This is a genomic window from Leptolyngbya sp. AN02str (assembly GCF_050565595.1).
Classification (GTDB): Bacteria; Cyanobacteriota; Cyanobacteriia; order Elainellales; family Elainellaceae; genus Kaiparowitsia.
Map to the genome: position 1 here is coordinate 1 of NZ_JBNXVR010000002.1, position 25252 is coordinate 25252.

Annotated in this window: 22 protein-coding genes and 2 tRNA genes; 15 read left to right on the top strand and 9 right to left on the bottom strand. The window is 52.3% G+C overall.

The features are described from left to right. Positions 1-230: 230 nt before the first annotated feature. Positions 231-572, bottom strand: coding sequence for an AbrB family transcriptional regulator (locus ACQ4M4_RS01805; RefSeq protein ID WP_430682964.1), 342 nt, complete (start codon positions 570-572; stop codon positions 231-233). Positions 573-1531: 959 nt separating this feature from the next. On the opposite strand from ACQ4M4_RS01805, the gene ACQ4M4_RS01810 reads away from it, so the two are divergent. From ACQ4M4_RS01810 to ACQ4M4_RS01830, 5 genes are all read left to right on the top strand, one after another. Then, positions 1532-1975: an Rrf2 family transcriptional regulator gene (locus tag ACQ4M4_RS01810; protein WP_430682738.1), complete on the top strand. Its 444-nt coding sequence runs from the start codon at positions 1532-1534 to the stop codon at positions 1973-1975. 280 nt (positions 1976-2255) lie between these two features. Further along, positions 2256-2615, top strand: coding sequence for a 50S ribosomal protein L21 (gene rplU / locus ACQ4M4_RS01815; protein WP_430682739.1), 360 nt, complete (start codon positions 2256-2258; stop codon positions 2613-2615). A gap of 123 nt (positions 2616-2738) precedes the next feature. After that, positions 2739-3014, top strand: a complete 276-nt coding sequence (gene rpmA, locus ACQ4M4_RS01820) for a 50S ribosomal protein L27 (RefSeq protein WP_430682740.1) — start codon at positions 2739-2741, stop codon at positions 3012-3014. Between the two features lie 531 nt (positions 3015-3545). Then, positions 3546-3755, top strand: a complete 210-nt coding sequence (locus tag ACQ4M4_RS01825) for a hypothetical protein (protein ID WP_430682741.1) — start codon at positions 3546-3548, stop codon at positions 3753-3755. Positions 3756-4027: 272 nt separating this feature from the next. Further along, positions 4028-5218: an MFS transporter gene (locus tag ACQ4M4_RS01830; RefSeq protein WP_430682742.1), complete on the top strand. Its 1191-nt coding sequence runs from the start codon at positions 4028-4030 to the stop codon at positions 5216-5218. A 202-nt stretch (positions 5219-5420) separates the two neighbouring features. Here ACQ4M4_RS01830 and ACQ4M4_RS01835 read toward each other — a convergent pair. Then, positions 5421-5494 (bottom strand) — tRNA-Arg (locus ACQ4M4_RS01835). A 60-nt stretch (positions 5495-5554) separates the two neighbouring features. Between ACQ4M4_RS01835 and moaC the strand changes: the two genes are divergently transcribed. From moaC to ACQ4M4_RS01850, 3 genes are all read left to right on the top strand, one after another. Then, positions 5555-6061, top strand: coding sequence for a cyclic pyranopterin monophosphate synthase MoaC (gene moaC, locus ACQ4M4_RS01840; RefSeq protein ID WP_430682743.1), 507 nt, complete (start codon positions 5555-5557; stop codon positions 6059-6061). Positions 6062-6122: 61 nt separating this feature from the next. Further along, positions 6123-6383 (top strand): hypothetical protein, encoded by a 261-nt coding sequence (locus ACQ4M4_RS01845; RefSeq protein ID WP_430682744.1) that lies wholly within the window; start codon positions 6123-6125, stop codon positions 6381-6383. A 38-nt stretch (positions 6384-6421) separates the two neighbouring features. Continuing rightward, positions 6422-6730: a DUF3181 family protein gene (locus tag ACQ4M4_RS01850; protein WP_430682745.1), complete on the top strand. Its 309-nt coding sequence runs from the start codon at positions 6422-6424 to the stop codon at positions 6728-6730. A gap of 232 nt (positions 6731-6962) precedes the next feature. Here ACQ4M4_RS01850 and ACQ4M4_RS01855 read toward each other — a convergent pair whose 3' ends face one another. Further along, positions 6963-7424: a DUF3531 family protein gene (locus ACQ4M4_RS01855; RefSeq protein WP_430682746.1), complete on the bottom strand. Its 462-nt coding sequence runs from the start codon at positions 7422-7424 to the stop codon at positions 6963-6965. A 75-nt stretch (positions 7425-7499) separates the two neighbouring features. After that, entirely contained in the window at positions 7500-8693 is a 1194-nt protein-coding gene (locus ACQ4M4_RS01860; protein ID WP_430682747.1) for a quinone-dependent dihydroorotate dehydrogenase, read from the bottom strand. A 602-nt stretch (positions 8694-9295) separates the two neighbouring features. Between ACQ4M4_RS01860 and ACQ4M4_RS01865 the strand changes: the two genes are divergently transcribed. Continuing rightward, the gene (locus tag ACQ4M4_RS01865; protein WP_430682748.1) at positions 9296-12079 is read left to right on the top strand and encodes a GAF domain-containing protein; all 2784 of its coding nucleotides are present in this window, start codon (positions 9296-9298) and stop codon (positions 12077-12079) included. A gap of 426 nt (positions 12080-12505) precedes the next feature. On the opposite strand, the gene ACQ4M4_RS01870 is transcribed toward ACQ4M4_RS01865, so the two are convergent. After that, positions 12506-12805 carry a ferredoxin gene (locus ACQ4M4_RS01870; RefSeq protein WP_430682749.1) on the bottom strand — a complete coding sequence of 100 codons (300 nt, stop codon included), beginning with the start codon at positions 12803-12805 and terminating at the stop codon, positions 12506-12508. 862 nt (positions 12806-13667) lie between these two features. On the opposite strand from ACQ4M4_RS01870, the gene ACQ4M4_RS01875 reads away from it, so the two are divergent. Both ACQ4M4_RS01875 and ACQ4M4_RS01880 read left to right on the top strand, forming a co-directional pair. Continuing rightward, positions 13668-14651 (top strand): Gfo/Idh/MocA family protein, encoded by a 984-nt coding sequence (locus tag ACQ4M4_RS01875; protein WP_430682750.1) that lies wholly within the window; start codon positions 13668-13670, stop codon positions 14649-14651. A gap of 1 nt (position 14652) precedes the next feature. Further along, positions 14653-14814 (top strand): hypothetical protein, encoded by a 162-nt coding sequence (locus tag ACQ4M4_RS01880; RefSeq protein ID WP_430682751.1) that lies wholly within the window; start codon positions 14653-14655, stop codon positions 14812-14814. 13 nt (positions 14815-14827) lie between these two features. Here the strand turns inward: ACQ4M4_RS01880 and ACQ4M4_RS01885 are convergent, their stop codons facing one another. Beyond that, positions 14828-16132 (bottom strand): pentapeptide repeat-containing protein, encoded by a 1305-nt coding sequence (locus ACQ4M4_RS01885; RefSeq protein ID WP_430682752.1) that lies wholly within the window; start codon positions 16130-16132, stop codon positions 14828-14830. Between the two features lie 247 nt (positions 16133-16379). Next, a complete protein-coding gene (locus ACQ4M4_RS01890) occupies positions 16380-16616 on the bottom strand; it encodes a hypothetical protein (RefSeq protein WP_430682753.1) in 237 nt (78 codons plus the stop codon). A gap of 351 nt (positions 16617-16967) precedes the next feature. On the opposite strand from ACQ4M4_RS01890, the gene ACQ4M4_RS01895 reads away from it, so the two are divergent. From ACQ4M4_RS01895 to fba, 4 genes are all read left to right on the top strand, one after another. Further along, the gene (locus ACQ4M4_RS01895) at positions 16968-19394 is read left to right on the top strand and encodes a CapA family protein (protein WP_430682754.1); all 2427 of its coding nucleotides are present in this window, start codon (positions 16968-16970) and stop codon (positions 19392-19394) included. Positions 19395-19480: 86 nt separating this feature from the next. Beyond that, positions 19481-20353 carry an aldose epimerase gene (locus ACQ4M4_RS01900; RefSeq protein WP_430682755.1) on the top strand — a complete coding sequence of 291 codons (873 nt, stop codon included), beginning with the start codon at positions 19481-19483 and terminating at the stop codon, positions 20351-20353. Positions 20354-20598: 245 nt separating this feature from the next. Next, positions 20599-20670: transfer RNA gene (locus ACQ4M4_RS01905), tRNA-Lys, on the top strand. Positions 20671-21215: 545 nt separating this feature from the next. After that, positions 21216-22298 (top strand): class II fructose-bisphosphate aldolase, encoded by a 1083-nt coding sequence (fba, locus tag ACQ4M4_RS01910; RefSeq protein ID WP_430682756.1) that lies wholly within the window; start codon positions 21216-21218, stop codon positions 22296-22298. A gap of 225 nt (positions 22299-22523) precedes the next feature. On the opposite strand, the gene ACQ4M4_RS01915 is transcribed toward fba, so the two are convergent. Together ACQ4M4_RS01915 and ACQ4M4_RS01920 are read right to left on the bottom strand one after the other, a co-directional pair. After that, positions 22524-24134, bottom strand: a complete 1611-nt coding sequence (locus tag ACQ4M4_RS01915; protein ID WP_430682757.1) for a bifunctional metallophosphatase/5'-nucleotidase — start codon at positions 24132-24134, stop codon at positions 22524-22526. Between the two features lie 57 nt (positions 24135-24191). Beyond that, entirely contained in the window at positions 24192-25148 is a 957-nt protein-coding gene (locus tag ACQ4M4_RS01920) for an aldo/keto reductase (protein WP_430682758.1), read from the bottom strand. Positions 25149-25252: the final 104 nt, after the last annotated feature.

Genomic DNA, 25252 nt, shown 5'->3' on the forward strand with positions numbered 1-25252 from the left:
CATCAATAACACCCGCAATCAGTCCCAAGTGGTCCAAGTTCTCGATCTGCAAGGGGGCGATCCTAACTCGTCTCCCTCAGCTTATCCCCACTCCCTTTAATTCCCAGAGCAACCTGCGGAATGTCGGCTGAACTATGCAAAAAGCTCCCATCGGCCAAACGCTTTGCCAAGAAAGCAGGGTACCGATGAGAGCGATCATGAACCAATGAACAACCCAAGAAGCTGAGAAATTAATTCTCAAGCTCTTGATTTTCTTCATCAATTTGTTTCAAACGAATATGCTTTCGTCCAAGCGAAATTTCAAATTCGTCACCAGGGCTCAAGTTCATTTGCTTTGTATAAGCCGATCCAATCAACAGATTGCCATTGGATTGCACAGTGATGCGATAGCTAGCGCTTCTTCCACCACGGCCGTTTGTCCCCTGTTTGCCATCCAGCTCAATTCCTTCCGCCTCAATTAAAGCATTTAGGAACTTCATCATATTGACCCGCTCTACACCATTTTTGGTAACGGTGTAGTAGCCACATTCCTTGGCTTTCTCTTCTTTGCTTAGATGCTCTAATTGCTTCACCTTAGACAATAGTGCCTCTCCAGTGAGAGGCTCAATTTTCTTCCTTCTACTCATTAACTTTGCTCTAAAATTCAGTCCACTGAAACATCGCTTTGCAGCCAACCTTGCTGAACCCAATCAGATGAAAATCTGTTTAGAGACATCATCTTAAACCAAGTCGATCCAGCATTTAGGTCAATATTACCCCGACATAGTCAGAGGGTTACACTTTTTTCTATCAAGTTGCAATCTTTTTGCAGGGTTTGTATGACAACATTAACCTTGCTACAGCATTGATGATGAGAAATCAAGAACTGGCGATTATGTTTGCTGCTGTTGGACATGCATCGGCAGAAGATAGGGTTACGAACCGTGTGCAAATCTGACAGAAATCATCACCCAAGGCAATTGCAACTTCTCGATTGCTTGACTGAATAAAGGGCACAAAAAGTACATTATGTAACCAAACAAATTCGTTTTTTGCTTGGTCGCAATCGCTCGCAGAGAGCAGACCAACGCATGGCCCCCATAAACTCGAAGCAATTCACTCCCGAAGCAGGGCTTGACTCTTTGCATCGAATTTACAAGTAAAGCAAGCGTATCATCCATATCATCCAATTAGCACTAATTTGCTCAGTTCGTCTTTACTCTTTTTGCCACGGTTGAACCCTGTTCAACCTAAAACGAGAAATCACAAAATAGAGAAAATCTGGCGTCACAGGCTGAACAGTGACTCAATCGGGTATGGCAACCTATGCAATTTAGCCTCCGGTTCGACCTAAACGAACGCGAACAGCAAAAACAGGTTCAACCCAATATAGTAGAACGACTGAGACACGGCCTGGTCATCGAATCTGCGATAATCCATGTCTATCCATCGGTTTCCGCTGGGGGGCTGTCCATCTCGATTTGACTTGATTTGACCGACTGCATTCGTGCCGATAGGTTGGTGCTGGGAACGCAATGATGAGGAGTAGCTCATGAAGTTGACTACACGGGGTCACTACAGTGTCAAGGCAATGCTTGATTTGGCATTACAGCCTGGATATGGGCCAGCTTCGGTGCGTGCGATCGCCCAACGGCAAGATTTACCTGCTCCCTATCTCGAAAAATTGCTAATTGAACTACGCCATTCAGGTCTGCTTGTCTCGATTCGAGGGTCGCAGGGGGGTTACCAGCTTGCGCGATCGCCCCATCACATCTCGCTGGGCGACATTTTGGAAGCGGTTGGCGAAACTGTGGAACCCCTGCCTCGCCACGATGCGAACAGTGAACAAGCTGGAGATTGGGTCACTTTTACCGTGTGGAATCGTTTGCACCAAAAACTAAAAGAAGCGCTCTACAGCATTTCATTAGAAGACCTATATTACGATGCGCGCAGTTGGCAAGCCTCGCAAGGAGAAACCAACAGCTTCGTTGTATAAGGCAAATGAGTAGGAAGGAATACAAATGTTCGCCCTATCTCTCTAATTTCCCCCTACCTAATATAATGAAAAGGTTTGAGGAGTAAAGAGCGATCGCGCCTTCTCACCGTTTCAAGCTCCCATTCCACCAACTCATCTTTCACAAGAGTTGACACCTGTCTTCTCCATCGTGCATATTAGTTAATTGGTGTTTATTTTGCTCGGATCAGGTTCACGCTGTTCAAATGCCAGCGCTCTCTAAGCGAGAAGGGCTACCTGTACGGCAATTACAAGGAAAGCTATGCCATACGCAATTATCGAAACGGGCGGTAAACAGCTTCGGGTTGAAGCAGGTCGATTCTACGACGTTGATCGTCTTGCTGCCGACGAAAACAGCCAAGTTACCATCGATCGCGTTCTGTTCGTTGAAAACGACGGTTCCGTCTCGATTGGCCAGCCTTTTGTCGAAGGCGCTACGGTAACAGGTACTGTCGTTCGTCACCTGCGCGGTCGCAAGATCATCGTTTACAAGATGCGTCCCAAGAAAAAGACCCGCAAAAAGCAGGGTCATCGCCAAGAGCTTACCCGCCTCATGATCGACTCCATTGATCTGGGGGGCTCTAAGTCAGCGGCACCTGCCAAAGCTACCGCCGACGCCTAATTGGCAGAGAGCATGGGTCCCAATGTCGGGCCAATTCTATTGAACCGGATTGAATCATAGATCAACACGTGAGAGCCCAAAGCTTTTGCGCGTGACGATGTAGAAGAAGTAGAGGCAGGAACGATGGCACATAAAAAAGGTACAGGTAGTACACGCAACGGTCGTGACTCAAACGCCAAGCGTCTCGGCGTGAAGCGCTATGGTGGTCAGACAGTCAAGGCTGGCAACATTTTGATTCGTCAGCGTGGCACCAAAATTCATCCGGGTGAGAACGTGGGTCGCGGTAGCGATGATACGCTGTTTGCCTTGGTGGATGGAGTGGTCACCTTTGAGCGTCGCGGCAAAAACCGCAAAAAAGTCAGTGTGTATCCTGCCGCTGCTGAGGCAGTTTCGGCTTAGGTTCACTGTTTGAACTGAGAATTCATTTCAAAGTAAGAAAGGGCGTCATGCATAGCACGACGCCCTTTATCGTTACCTATCCCATAGCGATAGTTCAGGGTTTCTTCCCTGAAAACAGCAAAACTTGCCCGTTCTCACACAGGTAGGACTTACGCACTTCATCCGAAAAACCAGGGGGTTGACTGATGGTTGGGACGCTAAGCGCTCCAACCATCAGTCAACTGCATGAGTCCTGACCAGTTCTGGATAAACCCAAACACCCATTTTGCAGCGCAATGCATACGCAAAATGTTTGTTCCTGAGGGTTGTGCAGCGCCTAACTCCAGAAAAGTCATTAGCGAAATCTGACGTAATCTCAAAACTTATGTGCCTTTTAACCTTGATGGGCAAAGATGGCACTGTAGCTAGCCACTCAGCGCACAATCGTCCGATCGAGTGAGGTGGAAAATTTAAGATTTTTGGTACATTATCGGGAAATCGCTGAGATCGTGTTGGATTAGGTAAATATCGTATTTGACTGATGCCGCAATCATGTTTAAGCTGAATCGCTCTATCACCCAAGAACTTGAATCATGTATTCGTAGCGCATTAGATGCTGGGGAACTAACACCATCTGCGCAACAGCGAATCCAAGATTTGGTGGATTGCAGCGAGTTAACTCAGCGTGATCATGCCCTGCTTGATCTCTTAAACGATGCGATCGCCGATGGATGTGTTGCGGCCCAGCTCGTTCGCCGTTAAATCATTTCATACGTTGCTAATTGATTGGGTGGAACTCTCCACACTCCAACCACCCAACAGCTAGTCTTGATTGTTAGTAGAATTCTGCAAAAGCGGTTCAATTCGTTCATGATGGATGAGTGCGGTTATCGTCATCCCAGTCTCAACATTCGGTGACTGATAAACCTACGTGTGAACAGTTTGTCGATTGGTTTTGTAGATAGAGAGCTCAGGCTTTGAAGGTTTTTAATTTTTTGGATGCGCCTGTTCGCCGTAACCTGCTGGTTTTGTTCATGGCAGGTCTTTTATTTTGGTCGGCGATCGCAGCCCTACTGCCAACCCTTCCCGTTTATGTAGAATCAACCGGAGCCAACAGCCAAACGATTGGAATCGTCACAGGTATGTTTGCTGTCGGGTTATTGGCTTCTCGTGGCTATTTGGCCCGATTGGCTGATAGTCGAGGCCGCAAAATTGTATTGCTGATTGGCATGGCAGCCGCAGCGATCGCCCCATTAGGCTACGTCCTCACCGATTCCATTCCTTTGTTGATGGCACTGCGTGCGTTTCACGGCATCAGCATTGCGGCATTTGCGCTGGCATATAGCGCTCTCGTCATTGATATTTCACCACCCGAATTTCGTGGCGAACTGATCGGCTACATGAGCCTGGTGAATCCGATTGGCATGGGGTTGGGGCCAGCCATGGGTGGATTTGTGTTGCAAGAAATCGGATTCTTTCAAGCATTTTTAGTGGCCGCGCTTGCAGGATTCATCGGACTCATCTTCACCGCACGAGTAACCGAGCCGCCCATTCCCAAAGCCGATCAAAAGCAAAGCTCCTCGCTACAGTTTTGGAGCATGCTGCTGCGGCCTCACATTCGCATTCCCGCGCTTGTCCTTTTAATGATTGGGCTAGCCTTTGGTGCGCTCACCACATTTGTGCCGCTGCTGGTGCGTGAGGTGAATGTACCGCTGAATGTGGGATTGTTCTATAGCTCAACGGCGATTGCTGGATTTGGAATTCGTTTGCTGGCGGGACGGGCAAGCGATCGCATTGGGCGAGGTCCATTCATCAGCCTGAGTTTGGTCATGTATGCCTTGGCGATGGCCGTTTTGTGGCAAGCCACCGATGCTCTCACATTCTTGCTGGCAGGGCTCATTGAAGGAGCAGCTGCAGGAACCCTGATTCCCATGATGGCGGCGCTTATGGCCGATCGCTCTCATGCCGATGAACGAGGTAGAACCTTTAGCCTGTGCATGGTGGGGTTTGACTTGGGAATTGCAGTTGCGGGGCCACTGTTAGGGGCGATCGCCTTACGAACCGACTATCGCAGCATTTTTGGTATTACAGCTGGACTCTCGCTGGTTGGGTTAGCCGTGTTCTTGTTGTTTTCTGGCAAAAGCCTTGCAACTTCGCTGCGCTTTGCGCTGGGTCTGGGCCGCGATATGTACGCCGTTGAGCCACTTCCCCATTTCAAGCCTTAGCAAAAAAAGTCGCAAAACGCCAGTTTCAGCTCAGGAGTTGCCTAAGGGGCATACGGCGCAGCCTTCCGAATCAGGCATTTTGCGTGCGCAATGCATAAGCAAAATGCCTGATTCGGTCTATTCAAAACGAACGCTTCGTCAACCGGACAAGAGGAATAGCCAAACAAAAAGGGAGAAAGTAAAACCTTCTCCCTTTGCGGAACGGGCCAGGAGGGATTCGAACCCCCGACACCGTGGTCCGTAGCCACGTGCTCTAGTCCACTGAGCTACAGGCCCCTGCTCCGAATATTTATAGTAGCATAACGAAACTGAATGTCAAACTTTTGGAGGAAATTTATGTCGAACCCCTCAGCCCAATCCCTCACGCACTTAGATCAAGCAGGGCAGGCACAAATGGTAGATGTGTCTGCAAAGGCGCAAACGGTGCGTCAAGCGATCGCTGAAGGCATCGTTCGCATGCAGCCCAGCACCTTTGAGGCCATTCAGTCGGGCAATGCCCCCAAGGGAGACGTACTAGCCACGGCTCGGCTCGCTGGCATTATGGCCGCCAAGCAAACTGCCAATCTCATTCCCCTATGCCATCCGCTGCCACTCCACAAAGTCGAAGTGACCATTGAGTCCAACGCAGCATTGCCGGGGTATCGAATTCAAGCCGAGGTCAAAATCAAGGCAGAAACAGGCGTGGAAATGGAAGCCCTAACCGCCGTTTCGATCGCCGCCCTCACCTTATACGACATGGCTAAAGCATTGGAAAAGTCGATTCAGATTGAAGCAATTCGGTTAGTGAGCAAGAGTGGCGGCAAATCGGGGGATTATGTTGCAACCGGCCAGCAAAGCCCCTAAGCGCTTAAAATAGAAGGCAAGCACCGTATCAAGGTGCCGTCGTTGTTACAGAGTTGCTGATATGCCTCCCCGCTGGCCTCGCAAACCGGATCGCAATGATCCCGCCTTTCGAAAACTCGATGACCGCATGAATTTTGCTCTCCATGTGGCCGTATTTGCGGCGACTAATAGCGGCCTCTGGTTTTTTGAAACCGTTAAGCCCGGTTCGCTGATGAACTTGGGTGTGGTGTCGGGTGTGTGGCTAGCAGCGCTGGTAGTGCATGCCGTCTACATTTTTGCGATCGCCAAGTATCCAGTAACTCCTTATACCGACAAATCCTAGACTGTTCATTTGCCCTCACGTTTGTTCCCCTGTGTCTTATGGCTTATTCCAACTCATCCGAAGCGATTGAAGCCCTCGCCGCCGGAATTGGCGACAATGTGTACATCGACATTGCTAAGTGGCACCTATATCTACGCGATGCCAAACTGCACACGCGCCTAGCCGAACAGTTTTACCCCATGCTAACCAGCGGCAGCATAAACGAAGCCGCGATCGCCGCCGTGCTCAGTGGTATTACCATCTCCCTTGGCGGTGGCAAGCGCGAGGTTGCCCTAGCCGATTTGCTTCCCTCAGCCTCCATGAATCAGCTCATGAACACGCTCAAGGATTTTGAGCAGGAACTCTAGTCCAGCGTTGTAGCCCAGGTTCAGGGTAAATGCCGTGGGAGTTTCCCGAAAAACTAGAACGCTGACCCACCACGAGAGGCGGTCCTTCATCCAAGCTACAACTTGGATGCTTCAGAACAAACAACTGCTCCGGTTGCACAAACAAGCGCGTCAGCAATTCTATCGGAACCTGCTGACGCGCTTGCTGATTTTTCGGCTGGAGCCAAGGGAGGACGATGCGTTGGACGATGCGCTAATTGTCACTAGCCACATCGTCGGCAAATACGGTGCGGCGACTGCGGGGCACTAGCCAATCGGAATTTTCACCCCCAATGATCAGCCGCTCAATCGTGACGTAGTCTTTGCTGAACTGCTTGAGCGCATTGATGAGAACATCCAGGGCGATCGCATCCGATGTGCCAATATCCAACCAGCAGCGCGCCCACACGCCGTTGTACTCAAACTCGCCCATGTTGTGCATGAGCGCCATCATGCTGTTGTCGGCAGCGTCTTCGTTGTAGTCCATATAACTAATGTCGAGGCCGCTGTCTTGCACTTGCAAGTTTTCGGCATTAAAGCCGCCCAGCTTGCCTAAAAAGAACCAGGAATTAAACACCTCCTCGATGTACTGTTGCTCCATGTCGGATGGCAACGTGCTGAACTCCAGCCAAATCCAGAGGTCAAAAAAATCACACTCGCGAAATTCTACTTTCATCAGTTAGTTCGGGTGAGTTGAAGCGTCGTTGAGTCTTGGGTTACCAATTGAGAATTGTGAGGATGGCTTCTTTCATCATGCCGAATTTTGGGGTTGCTGTAGCGCCAAGCCAACCGCATCGGCCAGGGAGGAACAGCCATGCTGCTGCAAACGTTGCTCTAGCCCGACGAGAATGCGCCGCACCATCCACGGGCCTTCATAGATCCATCCGGTATACACTTGGAGCAAACTGGCGCCTGCCGTAATTTTGTCCCATGCATCCTCGGCGGTAAAAATACCGCCCACGCCAATGATGGGAAGCTTGCCGTTTGTCTTTTCGTAAATGAATCGAATCACCTCGGTGGAGCGCTGCCGTAACGGTGCGCCGCTAATGCCGCCAGCTTCTTCTGCGACGGAGTTACCCGTGGCAGCCAATGTTCGTGTCGCCAGTCCATCTCGACGAATGGTGGTGTTGGTGGCAATGATACCAGCCAGCTCGTAGGTCTGAGCTAGGGTGAGGATATCGGCGATCGCCTCCCATTCTAGATCGGGTGCAATTTTTACCAGCAGTGGTTTTCGGCTCTGGTTTTCGGATTGGAGGGCAGACAAAATTCGTTCCAGTTGGTCAGCATCCTGAAGCGATCGCAACCCTGGCGTATTGGGCGACGACACATTCACCACAAAGTAGTCACCCCACGGTTGCAGCAACCGAAAGCTCTGAACATAGTCCTCAGCCGCCTCTTCCAAGGGCGTAATTTTGGACTTGCCCAGATTGATTCCCAACGGTAGGAGCGATCGCCCAGTCTTGTCTCCAGACTCTTGCCGTAGCGATCGCTCTTGGGCATGAGCAGCCAGCCGTTGGGCCAACGCCGCCGCCCCTTGATTGTTAAATCCCATGCGGTTTAGCACCGCCTGGTCATCGGGCAAGCGAAACAAGCGCGGCTTGGGATTACCCGGCTGCGCATGAAACGTAACCGTACCCACCTCCGCAAAGCCAAAGCCAAAACAGCCCCAGGTTCGAGCAACCTGACCATTTTTATCAAACCCAGCCGCAAGCCCAACCGGATTGGCAAAATTCAGCCCCCATAAAGCTTGATGCAGCGACGGTACATCCACCGTTAGCGATTGGTTCAGCTGCTGTCGAGTCCAACGTCCGGCCAAACTCTCGGTGCGATCGAGCCAGTCCAGCGGGGTCATCATCTGTTGATGCAACGCCTCCGGGTCCGTATTCAACACCGAAAACAGCAGCGGTCGCACTCCAGCCTGGTACAAATCAAAGGGTTTACTCACGGTTTTAGGTACAGGTATCAATAATTGACGCTGAATGGGAACTCTAGAGCCAGAGCACACAGACAATGCCTTCAGCAAGGGCATTCTAGTTCATACTAGAGGCAATCTCGCACTCGCCTTCTAGCTGCTTGTCAGTAACCGAGGCACAGCAGAAATCGAGTATGCTCTACAAGGCATCGGCCTGCATGGTTCAAGGGTGTATTTATCACGATTCTGAGGCAATCTCTGCAAGCAGCAAGCTGGCGATTTGATGCGCTAGCTCGGCCGCCTTGTTCGCAACCACTGCCCCCAAGCGTTACTTTTTGAATCAATCCCAACCGACGGGAACTGTAGGGAATACACGCAGCAAGAGAGGGTCGCAACCACTAGAAAAGCTCACCCAGCCTTTCTCATCGTCCTCACTTTTGCTCGATGAGTTCATCCCTGTTCAAATTCCGAAAGTTGGTGATGTTGGATGTTGTGCACGGTATCGTTGGCTCCCAAATGATATGAATATGCTGATCATCCAAAATTTTGATTCTATCTCACCAACCTCTCGCTAAGATTCACACACCAGCCTGTCCCGTTTGAGCCAGCACCGGGGAAAGCAACAGCAACTTACCATGGGTTCTCCGAAAAAGCCATCCAACTACGAACAACAATTGGCGGCCCTGCGGCAAACTCTTCAGACCTTGCAAGAAGAGGGGAACGAGGATGCGCTGATTGCGGGCGTGTTGGCGTATTTGCAGGCCGAGTTTGACTATGCACTGCTTTGGGTTGGGCTATATGACCGCGTGCGGCATCGCCTTGTGGGCAAAGGCGGCATTACGCCAGCGGGCGATATGTCGGTGCTTCGGCAACAAATCAGTTTGCAGCCGGGCGACCTGATGGAGCAGGTGGTCATTCAGCAGAGACCACTGGGCGTACCCGACTTGCGCGAAGAAACCCGCGCGGGGGAATGGCGGCGAGTTGCCCAAAAGCTAGCAATTCAGGGCACGGTCATCTTTCCAATTCGCCATCGCGATTGCTGCCTGGGAGTGATGATTTTGGGTTCTACGCTGTGGGGCGTGTCGCCCCATGCGGAGGAAAAGGCGCGCCTTTCGATTGTGCTTGGGGCGTTGGCCGCATCGCTATATCTGATTGAAGAAGAACGCAAGCGGCAGCAAACAAAACGACCTGAGGAACCGCTACTGGCATTGCTGGGTCGGTTGCGATCGCTCCCCAATCTCCAGGCTCGTTTGGAAACTGTGGTGGATGAGACCAACCGCTTTATCGCTCCCGATCGCACCAATGTGTACTGGTTTGAAGCAGAACGACGCTATTTTTGGCGGCGATTGGGTAGTCGAGACAATGCCTTCAACCAATCCACCGCATCAGGATTTACTGCACAGGAAGTCAACAGCTTCTACCAAGCGCTTGCAGCGGATCAGCTGGTGGCCATTGGCGAAGCCCACAGCTCCCTCAAAGCAGAAATGACAGGCCGCTTGATGCAGCAAATTCAGGCGCGATCGCTCCTGGCAGCTCCCATCTTGTTCCATAACGAGCTGTACGGCTTTTTGGCCGTTGAGGGCAACGAACCCCGCATTTGGTCTGAAGAAGAGAAAAGCTACATTCGAGGAGCCGCCCAGCTTATTGCCCTCACCGCTCCACTCGAAGGAATGGAAGAGTCGATCCAGCAAGTCAAGCAGGATCAGGCATTATCGTCGGACATTACTCGCGCGATTTTTAGCGACGAAGATTGGCAAACAACCATTCGCAACGCCGCAGAAACCGTGTGCAAACGGCTGCGGGCTGACTGGTTTATGGTGTTGCTGTATGACCCTGAGCAAGAGCAATTCAACATTTGCTACCAGCGTCAACCTGCCGGACGACGACCCATTGCGCACGCCCTGGCTGGGCTCAACCAAGTTGACTGGCAAATGCTAGAACGCAGCACCAATCCCGTTGCGATCGAAAACCTGGAAGAAGACCTGAAACTAATGGCATGGCGACAGGTCTTGCTAGATGCAGGGGTGCGATCGCTCCTGGTGTGTAGCACCGCCATTGGCCATCCCCTAGAAGGGTTGCTAGTCATTGGCCATGACACCGCCCGCACTTGGAATCATAGCGAACGCGACGTATTGCGCGTGGTGAGCCAGCAAGTCGGCGTGATTTTGCATCAATGGCAATTGCAGAAACAGGCCGAACAGCAGCAATCCCTCAACCAAACCATTCAGTGGGGGCTAAACGCCATGCAGCAAACCCAAAGCCTAGAAGCTTTGGAACGCTCTGCCATGCACCAGCTCACGCAAATTTTGAATGTGCCCATGGCCGTGTTGCTCACGTGGCAACCTGGGCGCAAGCTCGCCAAAGTCACAGCGGCAAACATCACCAGTGCCAAATTTTCGCTAAATCAAGAAGCCACCGTTTCTCTACAAACCGATCCGCTGTTGCAGTGGGCAATTCAGGCGGATGGGCTGTTGCCCGTCAGCATTGATGACCTGGATATGGAAACTCGCCAGTGGCTCAACGGGCCAGAGATTGGCCAAATTTTAATGATGGTGTTGCGCACCTCCCCCGACCACGAACCGAGCGGCGTTGCGCTCGTGACCGATCGTCTGGAGCGGTACTGGTCGGAGCGGCAGCTGAATGCCATGAGTACGCTGGTGGGTCAGTTGGCCTGGTCGCGGCGGCATATCATGCTATCGGAGTTGTTGACTCAGCGCAAACAGAGCCTGGAGCAGTTGAACTGGTACAAACATCGCCGCATCGAAGAGATGTACCGCATTTTGGGACAAGGGGTAAAACGCCTCAACGATGTGGGCACCCAAACCGATGCCTTGGCCAGCATGCGCTACCAGCAAGTGCTGCGCCATTTTGGCAGCCTTCTGTCTTCCATGGGGCCAATGCTCAAAAATGAGCAGTGGCAGTTTCATGCTGAGTACGAAACGGTGGCACTCCCAAGCTTGCTGAAGCGATCGCTCGAACGAGTTGAGTCGTTGATCAAGCAGCGGCAGCTCTGGTCGCAGGTGCATAACGATGGCACGGTCAACATCGGCGGCGACATTCCCAAAATTGAACTGGTGCTGTGCGAATTGCTGACCCTGGCCTGCTTGCGATCGCCCGCTGGAGGTCGGCTTGACATTTGGTGCCGGCAGCTCGATGCCCGTTGGCTTGAACTATCCATCACCGACACGGGCATTGTCGAGTCTCGCCTACTAGAAGAGCTGCATGCTGGCGCACCCATCGACTTACTCGCCCCATCCATCCTCAACAATCCACCGGGGCTGCATTTGGCCATTTGCCAACTGTTAATGCAGCAGCTTGGCGGTGAGTTTAGCCTGTATCGCCTGGAAGATGGGCGGATTCTTAGCCGATTGGTGCTGCCCATCGCCACAGGTGGCGTCCCCAGAGCATCGTCTAAATAAACATCAGTTTCGGTTATGGGCTTTTCTGAGGTTTGCGTGCCGCACAAACCTCAGAAAAGCCCATTTTTGCGTGCGCGTTGCGCACGCAAAAATGGGCGCTTCAGCTTATCCACAATTTATGTTCAATAAGCGCCCTTCAATCCTATACAACCGCCACATAAAACCGCTGCGATCGCTCCATTCGCCCTATCCCAACCGCTGGCGCAACCCGTTCCTGTGCTGTTAAGACTAGTCCCATGCAGGGATGGTTGTGAGGCTGGGCCGCGCAACCATCCCTGCTTCAACAAAGCCAATCGGGCAAGAGGTCGTGTCAATTGCGTCAGTCCTGTACCTTTAAAAAAAATAAGAGGCACCGAGCCTCAAGCGATGGAGAGCCAGCTTGAAACTCGATGCCAATACAAACCTAAACCAAACTTACAGCAGTGCTTAGTAAAGCTCTTCTTCTTGGTGGGTCAAAATGGTCACATCAGAGGTGGGGTAAGCCACACAAGTCAACACGTAACCAGCTTCGATTTGATCATCATCCAAGAAGGACTGGTCAGACTGGTCGATAGTACCAGACTGGATCTTACCAGCACAGGTGGAGCAGGCACCCGCACGGCAGGAGTAGGGTAAATCGATGCCTTGCTCTTCAGCGGCATCGAGAATATACACATCATCGGCAACGTCGATGGTGGTGTTCAACCCTTCAGCTTCGTTGATCAACGTGACCTTGTAAGTTGCCATGCAACATTCCTCTCAAGATTTGAAACGGCAGTGTTAAAAGTTCACCCCTTGCACATTTGGTTTAGTTGCTAAAGGGCAAACTCCTTTCTGATACTACGAGAAATCGATAGAACTGTAACCGCATTTAGTAGGAGAGGATGAACGGGATTCGTAATCAAACCCGATCAATTAATCCGAAATTACTTATACCTGAAGCCCAAAAATTTGCGCGCGATCGCCTGTAGCCCAAATGCCCCGGTAATTTGATGCAATTACGTGTCGTAGAATTCAAAATGCACCATTCCATGGAACTTATTCGGACGATAAGAATGTCCAAAAGGTGAAATGGAAACATAGAAATTAGTCTTTTTTAGCTTTTGACATCCATACAATAGGCAGCGGTTATTAGTGGCCGCTGATGCATATTTTTCCAACGAAATCTGAATGGATCGACAATGCAGGGGAAACATCAGTCAGTGATAGCGAATCATCCCAAACATTCGGTTCAAAGAAGATCTCATTCAACGTCTAAATTACAAATTTATCTTCCAATTTTGGTATTCCCCATCCGTACGTATCCATGATGCTGCACCGAGGTCCATTACAGTGATAAGGGTGAGCGCAGATTTGCACTCCAGCGTCGGAAGTGGGGATCGCCTTGGCAGGGGGGGCAGCATTGTGCAGGGGGCTCTGCTGCGATGTTCACGCTCCAACCAAACCTGATTCACGTTCTTCAACTCAGCAGTTTTGGGTAGCTCTCAACGGGATATTCTCTAAACAGGTTTGGGAATGCAGTTCTGATGCGTTTGTTCACCTTGGGGCGATCGCCCAGTTTTTCTGGCATTTGCCACGTCAATGCAACAACACAGTCACGTGAGTTACGATGCAGCAGATTCGAGTTGGGTTAGTGGGTACAGGCTACGCGGCACGGCTTCGGGCAGAAACCCTGATTGCCGAGGAGCGATCGCATTTGGTGGCGGTGGTGGGGCGCGATGCCCAAAGAACAGCCGAGTTTTGCCAACATTGGGATGTTGAGGTGCTGACAGATTGGCGCAGTCTGGTGCAACGGCAGGATATTAATCTGGTCATCATTTCGACGGTGAATCGGGATCATGGGGCGATCGCCAAAGCAGCGCTTGAAGCTGGCAAACATGTGGTGGTTGAGTATCCCCTCTCGTTAGATGTGGCCGAGGCCGATCAGCTCATCACCCTGGCCGCCCAACAACGACGGTTGCTGCACGTAGAGCACATTGAGCTATTGAGTGGCATTCATACTGCGATCGCCGAAGCCCTGCCCGAAATTGGCAATCCCTTTTATGTGCGCTACAGCAGCATCAATCCGCAGCGGCCTGCCCCCACCAAATGGACCTTTAGCCTGGAGGAGTTTGGCTTTCCCCTGATGGGTGCCGTGTCTCGCATTCATCGACTCACCAATTTGTTTGGCAAGGTGGCGACGGTGAGCTGTCAGGCTCGCTATGCCGTGGGCGATCGCCCCAGCCCCTTTACCGCGTGTTTGTGTACTGCCCAGCTCAAATTTGTCAGCGGGCTCGTTGCCGAGGTGATCTATGGCAAAGGCGAAACCTTCTGGCAAGCTGAGCGCACCTTGAGTGTGCAGGGCCAGTTTGGCGCGATCGCCATTGATGGAGAGGTAGGAACCCTCATTTTGGGCGAGGCATCGCGCTCCATTGAAATGGGAAGCCGCCGAGGATTGTTTGCTAAAGATAGCAAGCTGGTACTAGACCACCTCACGACGGGCTCGCCCCTATACGTCACCCCGCAGGAAAGTTTGTACGCGCTCAAGGTTGCCGATGCAGCCCGCCGTTCCGCAGAGCAAGGACAAACAATCAGCATGATTTCAGAACGCTAGGGTGGGAGCGATCGACATCACCAAGTTGAACACGCACATCTTTTTGGAGACTGATGACCCCGCACTCATGCTCCAGCAGTCACTCAATTCATCCAAGCGTTTAGTGCAAGATGGTTGGCGATCGCCAACCATCTTGCAGGCGTTGCCCAACAATTTCTTTTAAATTCCCTGAACCATTACCGTCCCAGCAAATTGGGAATACCCTCACACCCACCAGGGACCGTACTCCGAGTTTTGGAGCCACCCCAAGCGCAGCAGTAGTAGCGCTGCTCATCGGTCATACGCTGTACCCCAGCGAAATTGGCATTTTCAATCACGGCTCCGGTATGTTCTCCCGTTTTGTAATTTGGCAAGATGGTGCGGCTGCGGGGGCTGGCGGTTTTGGCCGAACCATGGAAGAACTTGGCTCCAAACACATCGGAACCTGACAAATCCGCTTCAGCCAAAATCGTGCGCACGAAGTTAGTTTTCACCAAATCGCAATTGCGCAGACGAGCGCGGATCAAATTGGCATCACTCAAATCGGTCCAGCGCAAATCAGTTTGGGACAAGTCTGCCCCCGCCATCATGACTCCAAGATCGATCACCCGCACGCCGTTTTCACGGTCTTCTTCATAGCCCCCCGTTCCATCCAAAATCGCCCGTCCCAAAATGCGATCGCGTTTGAGGGGGCTAAGCAACCGAGAGCGCGACAAAAACCGAACCACTTTGGCCTTACCCGTATTATCAACGCTGCTGAGAATTGCAGCCGTGCGTCCTTCGGCGATCGCCCGTTCTTGGGGCCAGTCTTCTAGCAACCCCTCAGCATCCAGCACAAGCTCCGAAATACCCTGAAAGTAGGAGTCGATGGTTTGCTGCTGTGTGATCAAGTTTTGCTGAATCGTCAAATCCCTGGAGATCACATACTGCCGCCACGCGACGTAGACCGCCAAAACGGCAATCAAGATTTGGCCAAGCGCCCCCACGACTTCACCCGTGGCCCCCACTGCATCCCAGTTCAGCCCTGAGTACCACTCACCAAACCACGGCCCTAAGCCGGTGTAGCGCACCAGCAACACCACACTGGTAACAACGCCAATCATGGCGACGATATTGGCTTGCTGCCGAGGCGATAGCAACTCTGCCACAATGGGCCGCAACGTTAACCAAAATACCCGCCCTGCCAAAATAAGCACCACAATCGAGGCCATGTTGGCAACCCAGGGCAGGTTGATAAATGCCCCAGCCAATGAAATCGCGATCGCCAGCACCAGCAATAGAACCCAAATTGATGGCGTAGACGGCACAGCATTCAGCTCCCGATAAAAATCTTGGGTAAACCGAGTGTCTGGCATGCGGCCATTGGAGGTGGGGGTGACGCTAGGGATGGGCGATCGCTCAACCGATGCGTCCCCATTGTTCGCCTGTGATGCATTGATTAGCTCATCCTGCTCTGCCGACTGGCTCGAAGGGGATGGGGGAACATTGGGGTTGGGAGTCATAACAATTTACGCTGGCGAAACACAGGGAAAATTCGATTCCTAGCTAAATCTAACTGATGGATCGGTCAACACTGCTGCAATCAACGGCAAATTCATTCTCAATTCAGGGTTTACACGGTTTGGCCCGCCAAGGGTTCTCAAGCTACACCTCATGCAAAGCTAATAAATTCTTAAGAAAATAAATGAGGATCTGCACCGGGTACAGATCCTCAACTACCTTTTACAAAAGCCTAAAAATGCGATCGCTCTAGCGCGAAGCGGTGCCAAAGTCACTCGTTAGAAAAGGTGTGGACCTTTGTGAATCTTTAAAGTGGCGTGCTTCTCGCGTCACATGGCCTTCTTGCATTGCCGATTGCAGCATTTCTAATGCTTGGCGATCGGCTGGTTTCACCGTTTTCACAGCAATTAACTGCCGCAACAAACCCTCAGACTCTACGCTGAGACACCCAGTTGCCAACGCCGACTGCACCAGCTTATCGATCATCGTCCCATACCCACGCGCATTCTTGAATGCATACACTATCGGCCATTTTGCCGAATTCACAGTTGATCTCACCCCATAGGTTGGCGTGATATGAAAGGCATACCAGAGTGATACTTGTCACTGACAAATTCACGCCGTTGACAATTGCCTGCCGTTGACAATTTCGCGCCGTTCTTGGGTTTCTGATATAGACTTTGGGAAAAACCTTGGCGCGGCTCGATTGAGCACCAGCTATGAGATGCAGCCCGATTGGAGCTTAAAACAACATTCTGGTTTTAGGCCCTGCAGCGTTGGCCGTATCAAACTGTGCCAAATGTGTGCCAAATGTGGGAAAGAGGAGTGACGCAGTTCATGGTCAATTTAGAGCAGTTATCTCAGCCTTCGGCGGTGCAGTTGGCACGGGCTGGAGACTTTCGGGCGATCGCCTACTGGCTGAATGTGTGTTTAGTCCCCCAGGGGATCTATGCTCGCGTTGCAGCCGATCGCCCTGGGGTGTTGCTCGTTTTGTTGGAATTTTTGCGTCAGCCGCAGCGCGATCGCCTCAATCAACTGGTGTGCCATCGGATTAGTCGGCTCAACTCCAGCCTGATCCACGGTGTGCGCATTATCACTCGCTATATTGATAGCGACGAAATCCTGTGGGATGCCTCAATTCGGCTGCGGCGGCTCCCAGCCCCGTCTCAACCACGGGCGATCGTATCTCAGCGGTCCATGTCCCCGCAGGCTCCTTCACGGCGATCGCGTGCGGGCTCTAGCCAGCGCAGGTCATCTCATCAGCGGGGGGCAAATCTGCCACCCACCCCAACAAGAAGACCCCAACCCCGCCCCATTGCGCCTTACTCCATCTCAGACTACGTTGGCGCTCCCTACACCTCCCGTGCCCCCTACCCAGCGCAGCCAACTCGAAAGCGGCGATCGCCACAGCATTTTCAAACGCACCATAGCTACAGCCATAGCCATTCAAACGCTAAACCCCGAAAGTCTCAGTCCCACCGCACCTCTCCCCAAAGCAGCCACCCCAAGCGCCGCATCAAACGGAGACGGCATGCACGCCCCCTGACAGTGCCTCATTGGTATACGTCATCCCTGATGCTCTCCAAGCGATATAGCTACCTATTCGCCAACTCGCTCTACTCCAGTGCTCACTCCTTAGCCGAGGCAGCTCGTAACATCTCGCCATCACAACTCAAGCTTGCAGCCACCACCGCAGCAGCAGTGGTGATGCTGGGTGGCAGCATTGAATTATGGAATCAGTACGGCCCCGAGCTGGCCTTTGGCAATCAGCGACCAAACACGGTTCGAACAGCACAAGGCAAGGTTCCGGTCACACCTGCAGCCTCAGGCACGCCCAATTCTGCAATTACGCTGACCTTTAGCGGCAGTCCCGACTTTAATCCTGCGGTTCTTCAACCTGCCGTTGATCCCAACGGTTCCACTGCATCCGGCGTTCAGCGCTTTACCCACGCTTCGTTCACAGGAGCATCCGGTGCAGCAATCGATTCTGTGGCATCGAATACCGCAGTGCCTCCCGACATTTTTCTGGCCAATCTCGATCGCCCCCTCGATATTCTTGGAGATGCGACCACCCCCGCCTCGTTAAAATCGTTACGACAATCGGGCGTGGGAATTGTCAACGTATCGAGCGATGCCCTAGCCCAGAATGGCCAACAGGGGTTGCTCAAAACATTGGACACGCTAAAAGAGGTTGGCGTTCGTCCCGTTGGGGCAGGGCGCAACCAGCGTGAAGCGCGCCGACCCGAAATTATTGACGTGCGGGGCCAGCGGATTGCCTACTTGGGCTATGCCGACACCGATGAGTATGCTGCGGGCATGTGGCGGGCAGGAGCAAACCCAGCCCTACAAGACCGCATTGCCGAGGATGTGAAGTCCATTCGGGATCAGGTGGACTGGGTAGTGGTGAATTACTACTGGAGTCAGGATCTGTCTAGCTATCCTGCCGATTGGCAGGTCAATTTGGCGCATCTGGCCGTGGACAGTGGCGCGGATCTAGTGGTGGGCTACCATCCAGATGTGCTGCAAGGGGCCGAAATCTACAAAGGGCGGGCGATCGCCTATTCCCTCGGAAATTTTATGCTGACCAACCAGCCCCACAGCGAAGCCCCCGATTATGACTCGGCAGTGCTCAAGGTTGCGATTAAAGATGATCAGATGAAGCTGGAGTTTTTGCCCGTTCAGGTGCAGAAATCAACTCCGGCGATCGCCCAAGGGCAAAAGGCCAAAACCATCCTCGGTTATTTAGAGCAAGCATCAGCCTTGTTTGACCAACCCCTGCCCACATCGGTCGTGCTCGATCGCCAGGGGGGCGCCACCAAACCCACCAAACCTGCGCCTGCGGCTCCATCGACTCCCACTCAGGATTCATTCATTTCCTATCCCGAGCCATCTCCCGAGGCGGCTCCCAGCCTGTCTACCCCCACAGATTCTTTCACTCCATCCGCACCAGATGGTAAGCGCTTTCCCCAACCCGAAGGTGACTCCACGCCAACCGCGCCCCAGCCAGCCAAGCAGGTCGTTCCGGTTGAGCAAGGTCAAGACGAGCGCGAACTCAACACTCCAGATAGTCCATCCAAGGAATTTATCAAACCGGATGCGTTGGGCGATCGCCAAGCAGAGCCAGCCGCCAAGGAAGGACCCAGCTCCGAACCATTTTCCGACGGAGCCACAACCAGCAATCCTGAATCCGAAAGCGGCTTCACAACCGACGGGTTCACCAAAGAAGGGTTTACCGATGGCAACGCTGTCGATTTCATTCGATAAAGCTATGAGCACTCAAGCTCGGTTTGATTTGGGGCATCGACTGTTGATTCACCATTCATCTCAATATTCATCTTGAGGAGTCAGCTTTGGCATTCATCAAAACGGAATCTCGTCAGTACCTTACTTACCTGCTTGCAGAAGATGCGGCCCAAGCGCGGCTAGAAGTTGTGCCCAAGCGCGGCGGCATTATCACCCGCTGGTCTGTCGCGGGCAAAGACTTGCTCTATCTCGATCAAGAGCGCTTTCGAGACCCTGGACTCTCGGTACGGGGCGGAGTGCCCATTCTGTTTCCCATTTGCGGCAACTTGCCAGACAACGCCTATACCGTTGATGGTCAGATGTATGGACTAAAGCAGCATGGATTTGCCCGCGATTTGCCCTGGCAGGTAGTCGATCAGGCAGTAGAAGACGGAGTCAGCCTCACCCTTTTGCTAGAAAGCAGTCCCGAAACGCGATCGCGCTATCCGTTTGATTTTCAGCTGCGGTTTACCTATCACATTCGTGGCCCAGTGCTGGAAATTCGGCAGGAGGTTGCCAACGTGGGCAGCGTCACCATGCCGTTCTCGTTGGGGTTGCACCCCTACTTCACCGTGGTGGACAAATCCCAGCTAAGTTTCCAGATCCCGGCCACGCAGCTCATCGACCAGCGCACCCAGCTATCTCACACATTTCTCAACGGGTTCGACTTTGCCTTGGATGAAATTGATGTCATTTTTCCAGAGCTAGCAACTCAGCAGGCCACCGTTCGTGATGCAGCCCAAAACCACCAGCTCACATTTGAATTTGACCAGTTCTATTCCAACCTAGTGTTTTGGACTTTGAAGGAAAAGGATTTTTATTGCCTGGAACCTTGGAGCGCAGGCCGCAACGCACTCAACACAGGCGATCGCCTAACTCTATTGCCACCAGGCAAACAGCTCCAAACTTGGTTTCGTCTTCGCGTGTCGCCGCTAGAATGAGCGATCGCCGCTCCAACTCCAGGGATCTCTTACCCGATCAACCCCAACCCTCCAGTACTTCAGCCAAACGCCCCGTGCCCGATTGATCATCGCGTGCAGAACCCTGATTCCTCCAGGGTTTTCGCAATTTATAGATACCCCATTCAAAATTCGTCCAAAAAAATTCCAGAAATTTTTCCAAAAATGACACAACTGCAATCATCTTGTGTTAATTTGATATTCGGCGCGTTGAGGCGCACAAATTTGGGTCGCTAGCTCAGCGGTAGAGCACTCGGCTTTTAACCGATCGGTCCTGGGTTCGAATCCCAGGCGACCCATAAATCACCGGAAGCAAATCATTAGGATGCCTTTTTTGGATAGCTTTATCCCAAACAAGGCATCTTTTTTTGAATTCTCCCTAAAAGCATTGACTCGCAGTCGAAAACGGCCAGCGCTGAAAACACATCTATCATCAAACCGTGCATCAAGCACTTGATCAACGTCAGTTTCGGTCAAGGGCTTTTTTGAGGTTTGCGCAGCGCGCGAACCTCAAAAAAGCCCATTTTTGTGTGCGCGTTGCGCACGCAAAAATGGGCACTTCCGCTTATCCAAAACTTAGGCTTAATCAGATGCAAAAAGTAGCCTGAGCATTTATACTTAACTTATGCAAAGTTTGCGATTTTTCAGAGCGCGTTCAGCAGGCACCAACAAACCTCAAGCAGCGCCCTGAACTATTTAGACAACTCTTACGAAAACTGAAATCAGGAAATAGAATCGAATTTGTCCATTCACAATTCGACTCGGTTCGGAAAGTGTCTTAAGATTATCGTAAGAATTTGTCCTAAGCCGAATTAGCTAACACACCGACTAGGAGGAACCCCTTATGGCACTTGTGCCCATGCGACTGCTGCTGGATCACGCAGCCGAGAACGGCTACGGCATCCCTGCCTTCAACGTAAACAATATGGAGCAGATCCAGGCAATCATGCAGGCTGCCAACGAAACGGACAGCCCCGTGATTCTGCAAGCGTCTCGCGGTGCTCGCTCCTATGCTGGCGAAAACTTCCTGCGCCACCTGATCTTGGCCGCGGTAGAGACCTACCCCCACATTCCCATCTCCATGCACCAAGACCATGGCAACGAGCCAGCAACCTGCTACTCGGCGCTCAAGAACGGCTTCACCAGTGTGATGATGGACGGTTCTCTCGAAGCGGACGCCAAGACCCCTGCTAGCTACGAGTACAACGTGGCTGTAACCGCCGAAGTGGTGAAAGTGGCTCACGCCATTGGTGCTTCTGTTGAAGGTGAGCTCGGCTGTTTGGGTTCCTTGGAAACGGGCATGGGCGAAGCGGAAGACGGCCATGGTTTCGAAGGCAAGTTGGATCACTCCCAACTGCTGACCGATCCCGACCAGGCGGTTGACTTCGTGCTGCAAACTCAGGTAGACGCGCTGGCCGTTGCGATCGGCACCAGCCACGGTGCTTACAAGTTTACCCGTAAGCCCACTGGCGAAATCCTCGCCATCAGCCGCATTGAAGAAATTCACAGCCGCCTGCCCAACACCCACTTGGTGATGCACGGTTCTTCTTCCGTTCCCGAAGATTTGATCGCGTTGATCAACGAGTACGGTGGCACCATCCCCGAAACCTACGGTGTACCTGTCGAAGAAATTCAAAAGGGCATCAAGAGCGGTGTTCGTAAGGTGAACATTGACACCGATAACCGTTTGGCGATTACCGCTGCGGTTCGTGAAGCACTGCAAAAGAACACCAAGGAATTTGACCCCCGTCACTTCCTCAAGCCGTCGATCAAGTACATGCAAAAAGTATGTAGCGATCGCTATCAGGAGTTCTGGACTGCTGGAAACGCCAGCAAGATCAAGCAAGCCTCGGTCGATGTGTACGCCGCCAAGTACAAGAAAGGCGAACTCGACCAAGTTGCAGCCAAAGATGCTGTGAAGGTCTAATTCACCTACTCCATCAGACTGGATTGATTGATGAAAGGGGCAGCTAAGCTGCCCTTTTTTTGTGTCGTGTGCGGTGCCACGCTTTCATGCCGTTCAACATTCACTTAGCGCACAACATTCATTAGACACTGGACTTACGCATTGGTGTTGTGGGTAGGGCGCGGAGCACCCTACCCACAACACCAACACACCAGATTTAGTGGGCTTGCGTAAGTCCTGAGACAATTAGGGAGAGTTGTAGCGGATACGACCATCCGGCTGCAACTCGATCGGCGAATTGGTGCTGATGTAGTCAATAACGCTATCGGCCATATCAAACCCCGAAGTGTAAGGATTTTGACCTTCCGTAAAAACAGAATAGCCATCACCGCCATTCAACATAAAATTGTTGGTCACAACACGATAGGTAGCATCGGGGCGCAGCAATCGCATCCGTCCCGTGCTATCAATCAAGCGCAAGGCGGTAATGCGCTGGCCTGCTGGAGCTTTGGGATCCCAAGTCAGATACAGTCCCGCAACTTGGGGAAAACGACCTGCCCCTTCTTCTGCCTGGCTAAGTCCACTTTCCAACGCAGCACGAATCTGCCGTCCCGTGAGATCGGCAAAGGCCAACGTGTTGCCAAAGGGAAGTACCTCTAGCACTTGGCCGATCGTGATCTCTCCTGAGGGAATGCTGGCTCGAATACCACCGCCATTGGTAATGGCGATTTGGGCACCTTCGGGCCGCATTTTTTCGAGCATGGCATCGGCAATCAAATTGGCCAGGTTTGTTTCACCACTGCGAACCAAAGCGCGATCGCCATCTAGATCCACCAAGGTTTGCCCAATTACCGTTTGCCGTAACACAGTAAGGGGTTCGGCATAGGCCGCCACTCGATTGGCAAAGCCTGGATCTTCGGCCACGGTTTCATCCACAGGGCGTGGCGCTTCTTCCCATGCCACGACTCGTCCCACACTATCGAACCGAACGGTCAAATCACCCAAATATTTGCCCCATTCCCAATCCGTGACGATGACCACATTGTCCCCATTGGGAGCAGACACAATGACGGGATACCCTTCTGTTGCGCCGGGCATATCGCCTAAAGGAGTATGGGAGTGGCCGCCTACGATGACGTCAATGCCGTTGATGCTTTGGGCCAATTGGCGATCGCCCACAAAGCCAATATGAGTCAGCCCAATAATTCTATCTACCCCTTCAGCCTGAAGGGACTGAACCGATGCCGCCGCCGCCGCTTGCGCATTCAAAAACGTAATCCCTTCTCCTGGGCTAGACAAGATAGCCGTATCTTCTGGAGTTAACCCAAAGATGCCAATGCGCTCACCTGCCACGTCTTGAATCACCCACGGCTGTATTTTGCCCGCCAGGGGCGATGGAGCCTCGGCTACCACGTTGGCCGACAAGATGGGGAACTCAGCCCCATCAATAAAGTTGGCCAGGGTCTCGGCTCCCGCATCGAACTCGTGGTTGCCGATGGTAACCGCTGCATAATCGAGCGCATTGTAAAATTCCAAGTCGGCTTGGCCCTTGAACTGAGTGAAATACAGCGTACCTTGAAACACATCTCCAGCATCAAGTGCCAGGAGCGGCACCTCCTCGGCTGCACTCTCGGCCCGAAGCTGGTCAAACAACGTTTTGCGGCGAGCAACGCCGCCCAGCATGCCCGCTGTACCCGCCGATACAGCTTCTACCCGAGCGTGATGATCATTGGTATGCAAGATGCGCAGCGTAAATGCAGGTTGCTTGTTGGATGTGGCAGGCAATTGCCAAACGGCAACGCAAAACGCAGCCAGAACCCACACACACCATCCCAAAACGCGGCGCAATCTTCGCATTCCAACACTTCCTCGCTCAAACAGGGTGGTGAACATCCACCCTTAAGTTGAGTCAGATTATGGATGTTGGGCCAAGAAGCTGTCAATCTTGCTTAACTCGTCGTCACTCAGGCGGTACTCGGCAGCTCCAATGATGCCTTCTACTTGCTGAGCATTGCGGCCTCCCACGATGGCGGCAGTTACGGCGGGGTTGTTGAGCGTCCAGGCGATCGCCACCTCTCCTGGTGCGCGACCGTGGGCAGCACCAATCTCCCGTAGCACTTCTACCAACTGCAAGTTGCGCGACAGACGGGGTTCCTGAAACTCGCTGTTGTTCTTACGCCAATCGTTGTCGGGCATGTTGGCAACCCGCTCAGCGGTCATCTTTCCGGTGAGTAAGCCCGATTGCATCGGCGAGTACACAATCACACCAATGTTGTTTGCCTTACAGAAGGGTAGGATTTCCGTTTCGACGGCTGGTTTTACCAGGGAATAGGGCGGTTGGAGCGATGTGATGGGGGCGATCGCCTGTGCCCGTTGCATTTGCTCCACGTTAAAGTTCGACACGCCAATATAACGAACTTTCCCTTCATCCTTTAGCTGAGCCAGCGTCTCCCAGCCTTCTTCAATTTCGGCATCGGGATTGGGCCAGTGAACTTGGTACAGGTCAATCACATCGACCTGCAAGCGCCGTAGGCTGTCTTCTACTTCTTTGCGCAGGGAATCGGCCTTGAGGCTACGGCTAATGTTGCCCTGCTTATCCCAAATCATGGAGCACTTGGTAAAGATGTAGGGTTTGTTGCTGCGTCCGCTCAACGCTTTAGCCACAATTTCTTCGGAATGCCCCAAACCGTAAATGGCCGCAGTATCAATCCAATTCACGCCCAAGTCGAGCGATCGCTGAATTGCTTCAACCGACTCCTGATCCTCTTGCGGCCCCCAGCCAAAGGCCCAACCACCACCACCAATCGCCCAAGCACCAAAACCAACTGGTGTGAGATGCAGGTCGGAATTTCCCAATTGTTTAGTTTGCATAGCCTGTTTTAATAAAGTCCCGAAACAATGAATGGCGCAGACTGCGGCAATTCTCTCAGCATGAAAAATAAACAAAGAAATCGTCATCCTCCCTTCAGAGGATC

Excerpts from the sequence above, each read along its gene's own strand:
- ACQ4M4_RS01810 (WP_430682738.1), top strand. The coding sequence starts at position 1,532 with ATGAAGTTGACTACACGGGGTCACTACAGTGTCAAGGCAATGCTTGAT.
- rplU (WP_430682739.1), top strand. The coding sequence starts at position 2,256 with ATGCCATACGCAATTATCGAAACGGGCGGTAAACAGCTTCGGGTTGAA.
- rpmA (WP_430682740.1), top strand. The coding sequence starts at position 2,739 with ATGGCACATAAAAAAGGTACAGGTAGTACACGCAACGGTCGTGACTCA.
- ACQ4M4_RS01825 (WP_430682741.1), top strand. The coding sequence starts at position 3,546 with ATGTTTAAGCTGAATCGCTCTATCACCCAAGAACTTGAATCATGTATT.
- ACQ4M4_RS01830 (WP_430682742.1), top strand. The coding sequence starts at position 4,028 with ATGGCAGGTCTTTTATTTTGGTCGGCGATCGCAGCCCTACTGCCAACC.
- moaC (WP_430682743.1), top strand. The coding sequence starts at position 5,555 with ATGTCGAACCCCTCAGCCCAATCCCTCACGCACTTAGATCAAGCAGGG.
- ACQ4M4_RS01845 (WP_430682744.1), top strand. The coding sequence starts at position 6,123 with ATGCCTCCCCGCTGGCCTCGCAAACCGGATCGCAATGATCCCGCCTTT.
- ACQ4M4_RS01850 (WP_430682745.1), top strand. The coding sequence starts at position 6,422 with ATGGCTTATTCCAACTCATCCGAAGCGATTGAAGCCCTCGCCGCCGGA.
- ACQ4M4_RS01855 (WP_430682746.1), bottom strand. The coding sequence starts at position 7,424 with ATGAAAGTAGAATTTCGCGAGTGTGATTTTTTTGACCTCTGGATTTGG.
- ACQ4M4_RS01865 (WP_430682748.1), top strand. The coding sequence starts at position 9,296 with ATGGGTTCTCCGAAAAAGCCATCCAACTACGAACAACAATTGGCGGCC.
- ACQ4M4_RS01870 (WP_430682749.1), bottom strand. The coding sequence starts at position 12,805 with ATGGCAACTTACAAGGTCACGTTGATCAACGAAGCTGAAGGGTTGAAC.
- ACQ4M4_RS01875 (WP_430682750.1), top strand. The coding sequence starts at position 13,668 with ATGCAGCAGATTCGAGTTGGGTTAGTGGGTACAGGCTACGCGGCACGG.
- ACQ4M4_RS01885 (WP_430682752.1), bottom strand. The coding sequence starts at position 16,132 with ATGACTCCCAACCCCAATGTTCCCCCATCCCCTTCGAGCCAGTCGGCA.
- ACQ4M4_RS01890 (WP_430682753.1), bottom strand. The coding sequence starts at position 16,616 with ATGATCGATAAGCTGGTGCAGTCGGCGTTGGCAACTGGGTGTCTCAGC.
- ACQ4M4_RS01895 (WP_430682754.1), top strand. The coding sequence starts at position 16,968 with ATGGTCAATTTAGAGCAGTTATCTCAGCCTTCGGCGGTGCAGTTGGCA.
- fba (WP_430682756.1), top strand. The coding sequence starts at position 21,216 with ATGGCACTTGTGCCCATGCGACTGCTGCTGGATCACGCAGCCGAGAAC.
- ACQ4M4_RS01915 (WP_430682757.1), bottom strand. The coding sequence starts at position 24,134 with ATGCGAAGATTGCGCCGCGTTTTGGGATGGTGTGTGTGGGTTCTGGCT.
- ACQ4M4_RS01920 (WP_430682758.1), bottom strand. The coding sequence starts at position 25,148 with ATGCAAACTAAACAATTGGGAAATTCCGACCTGCATCTCACACCAGTT.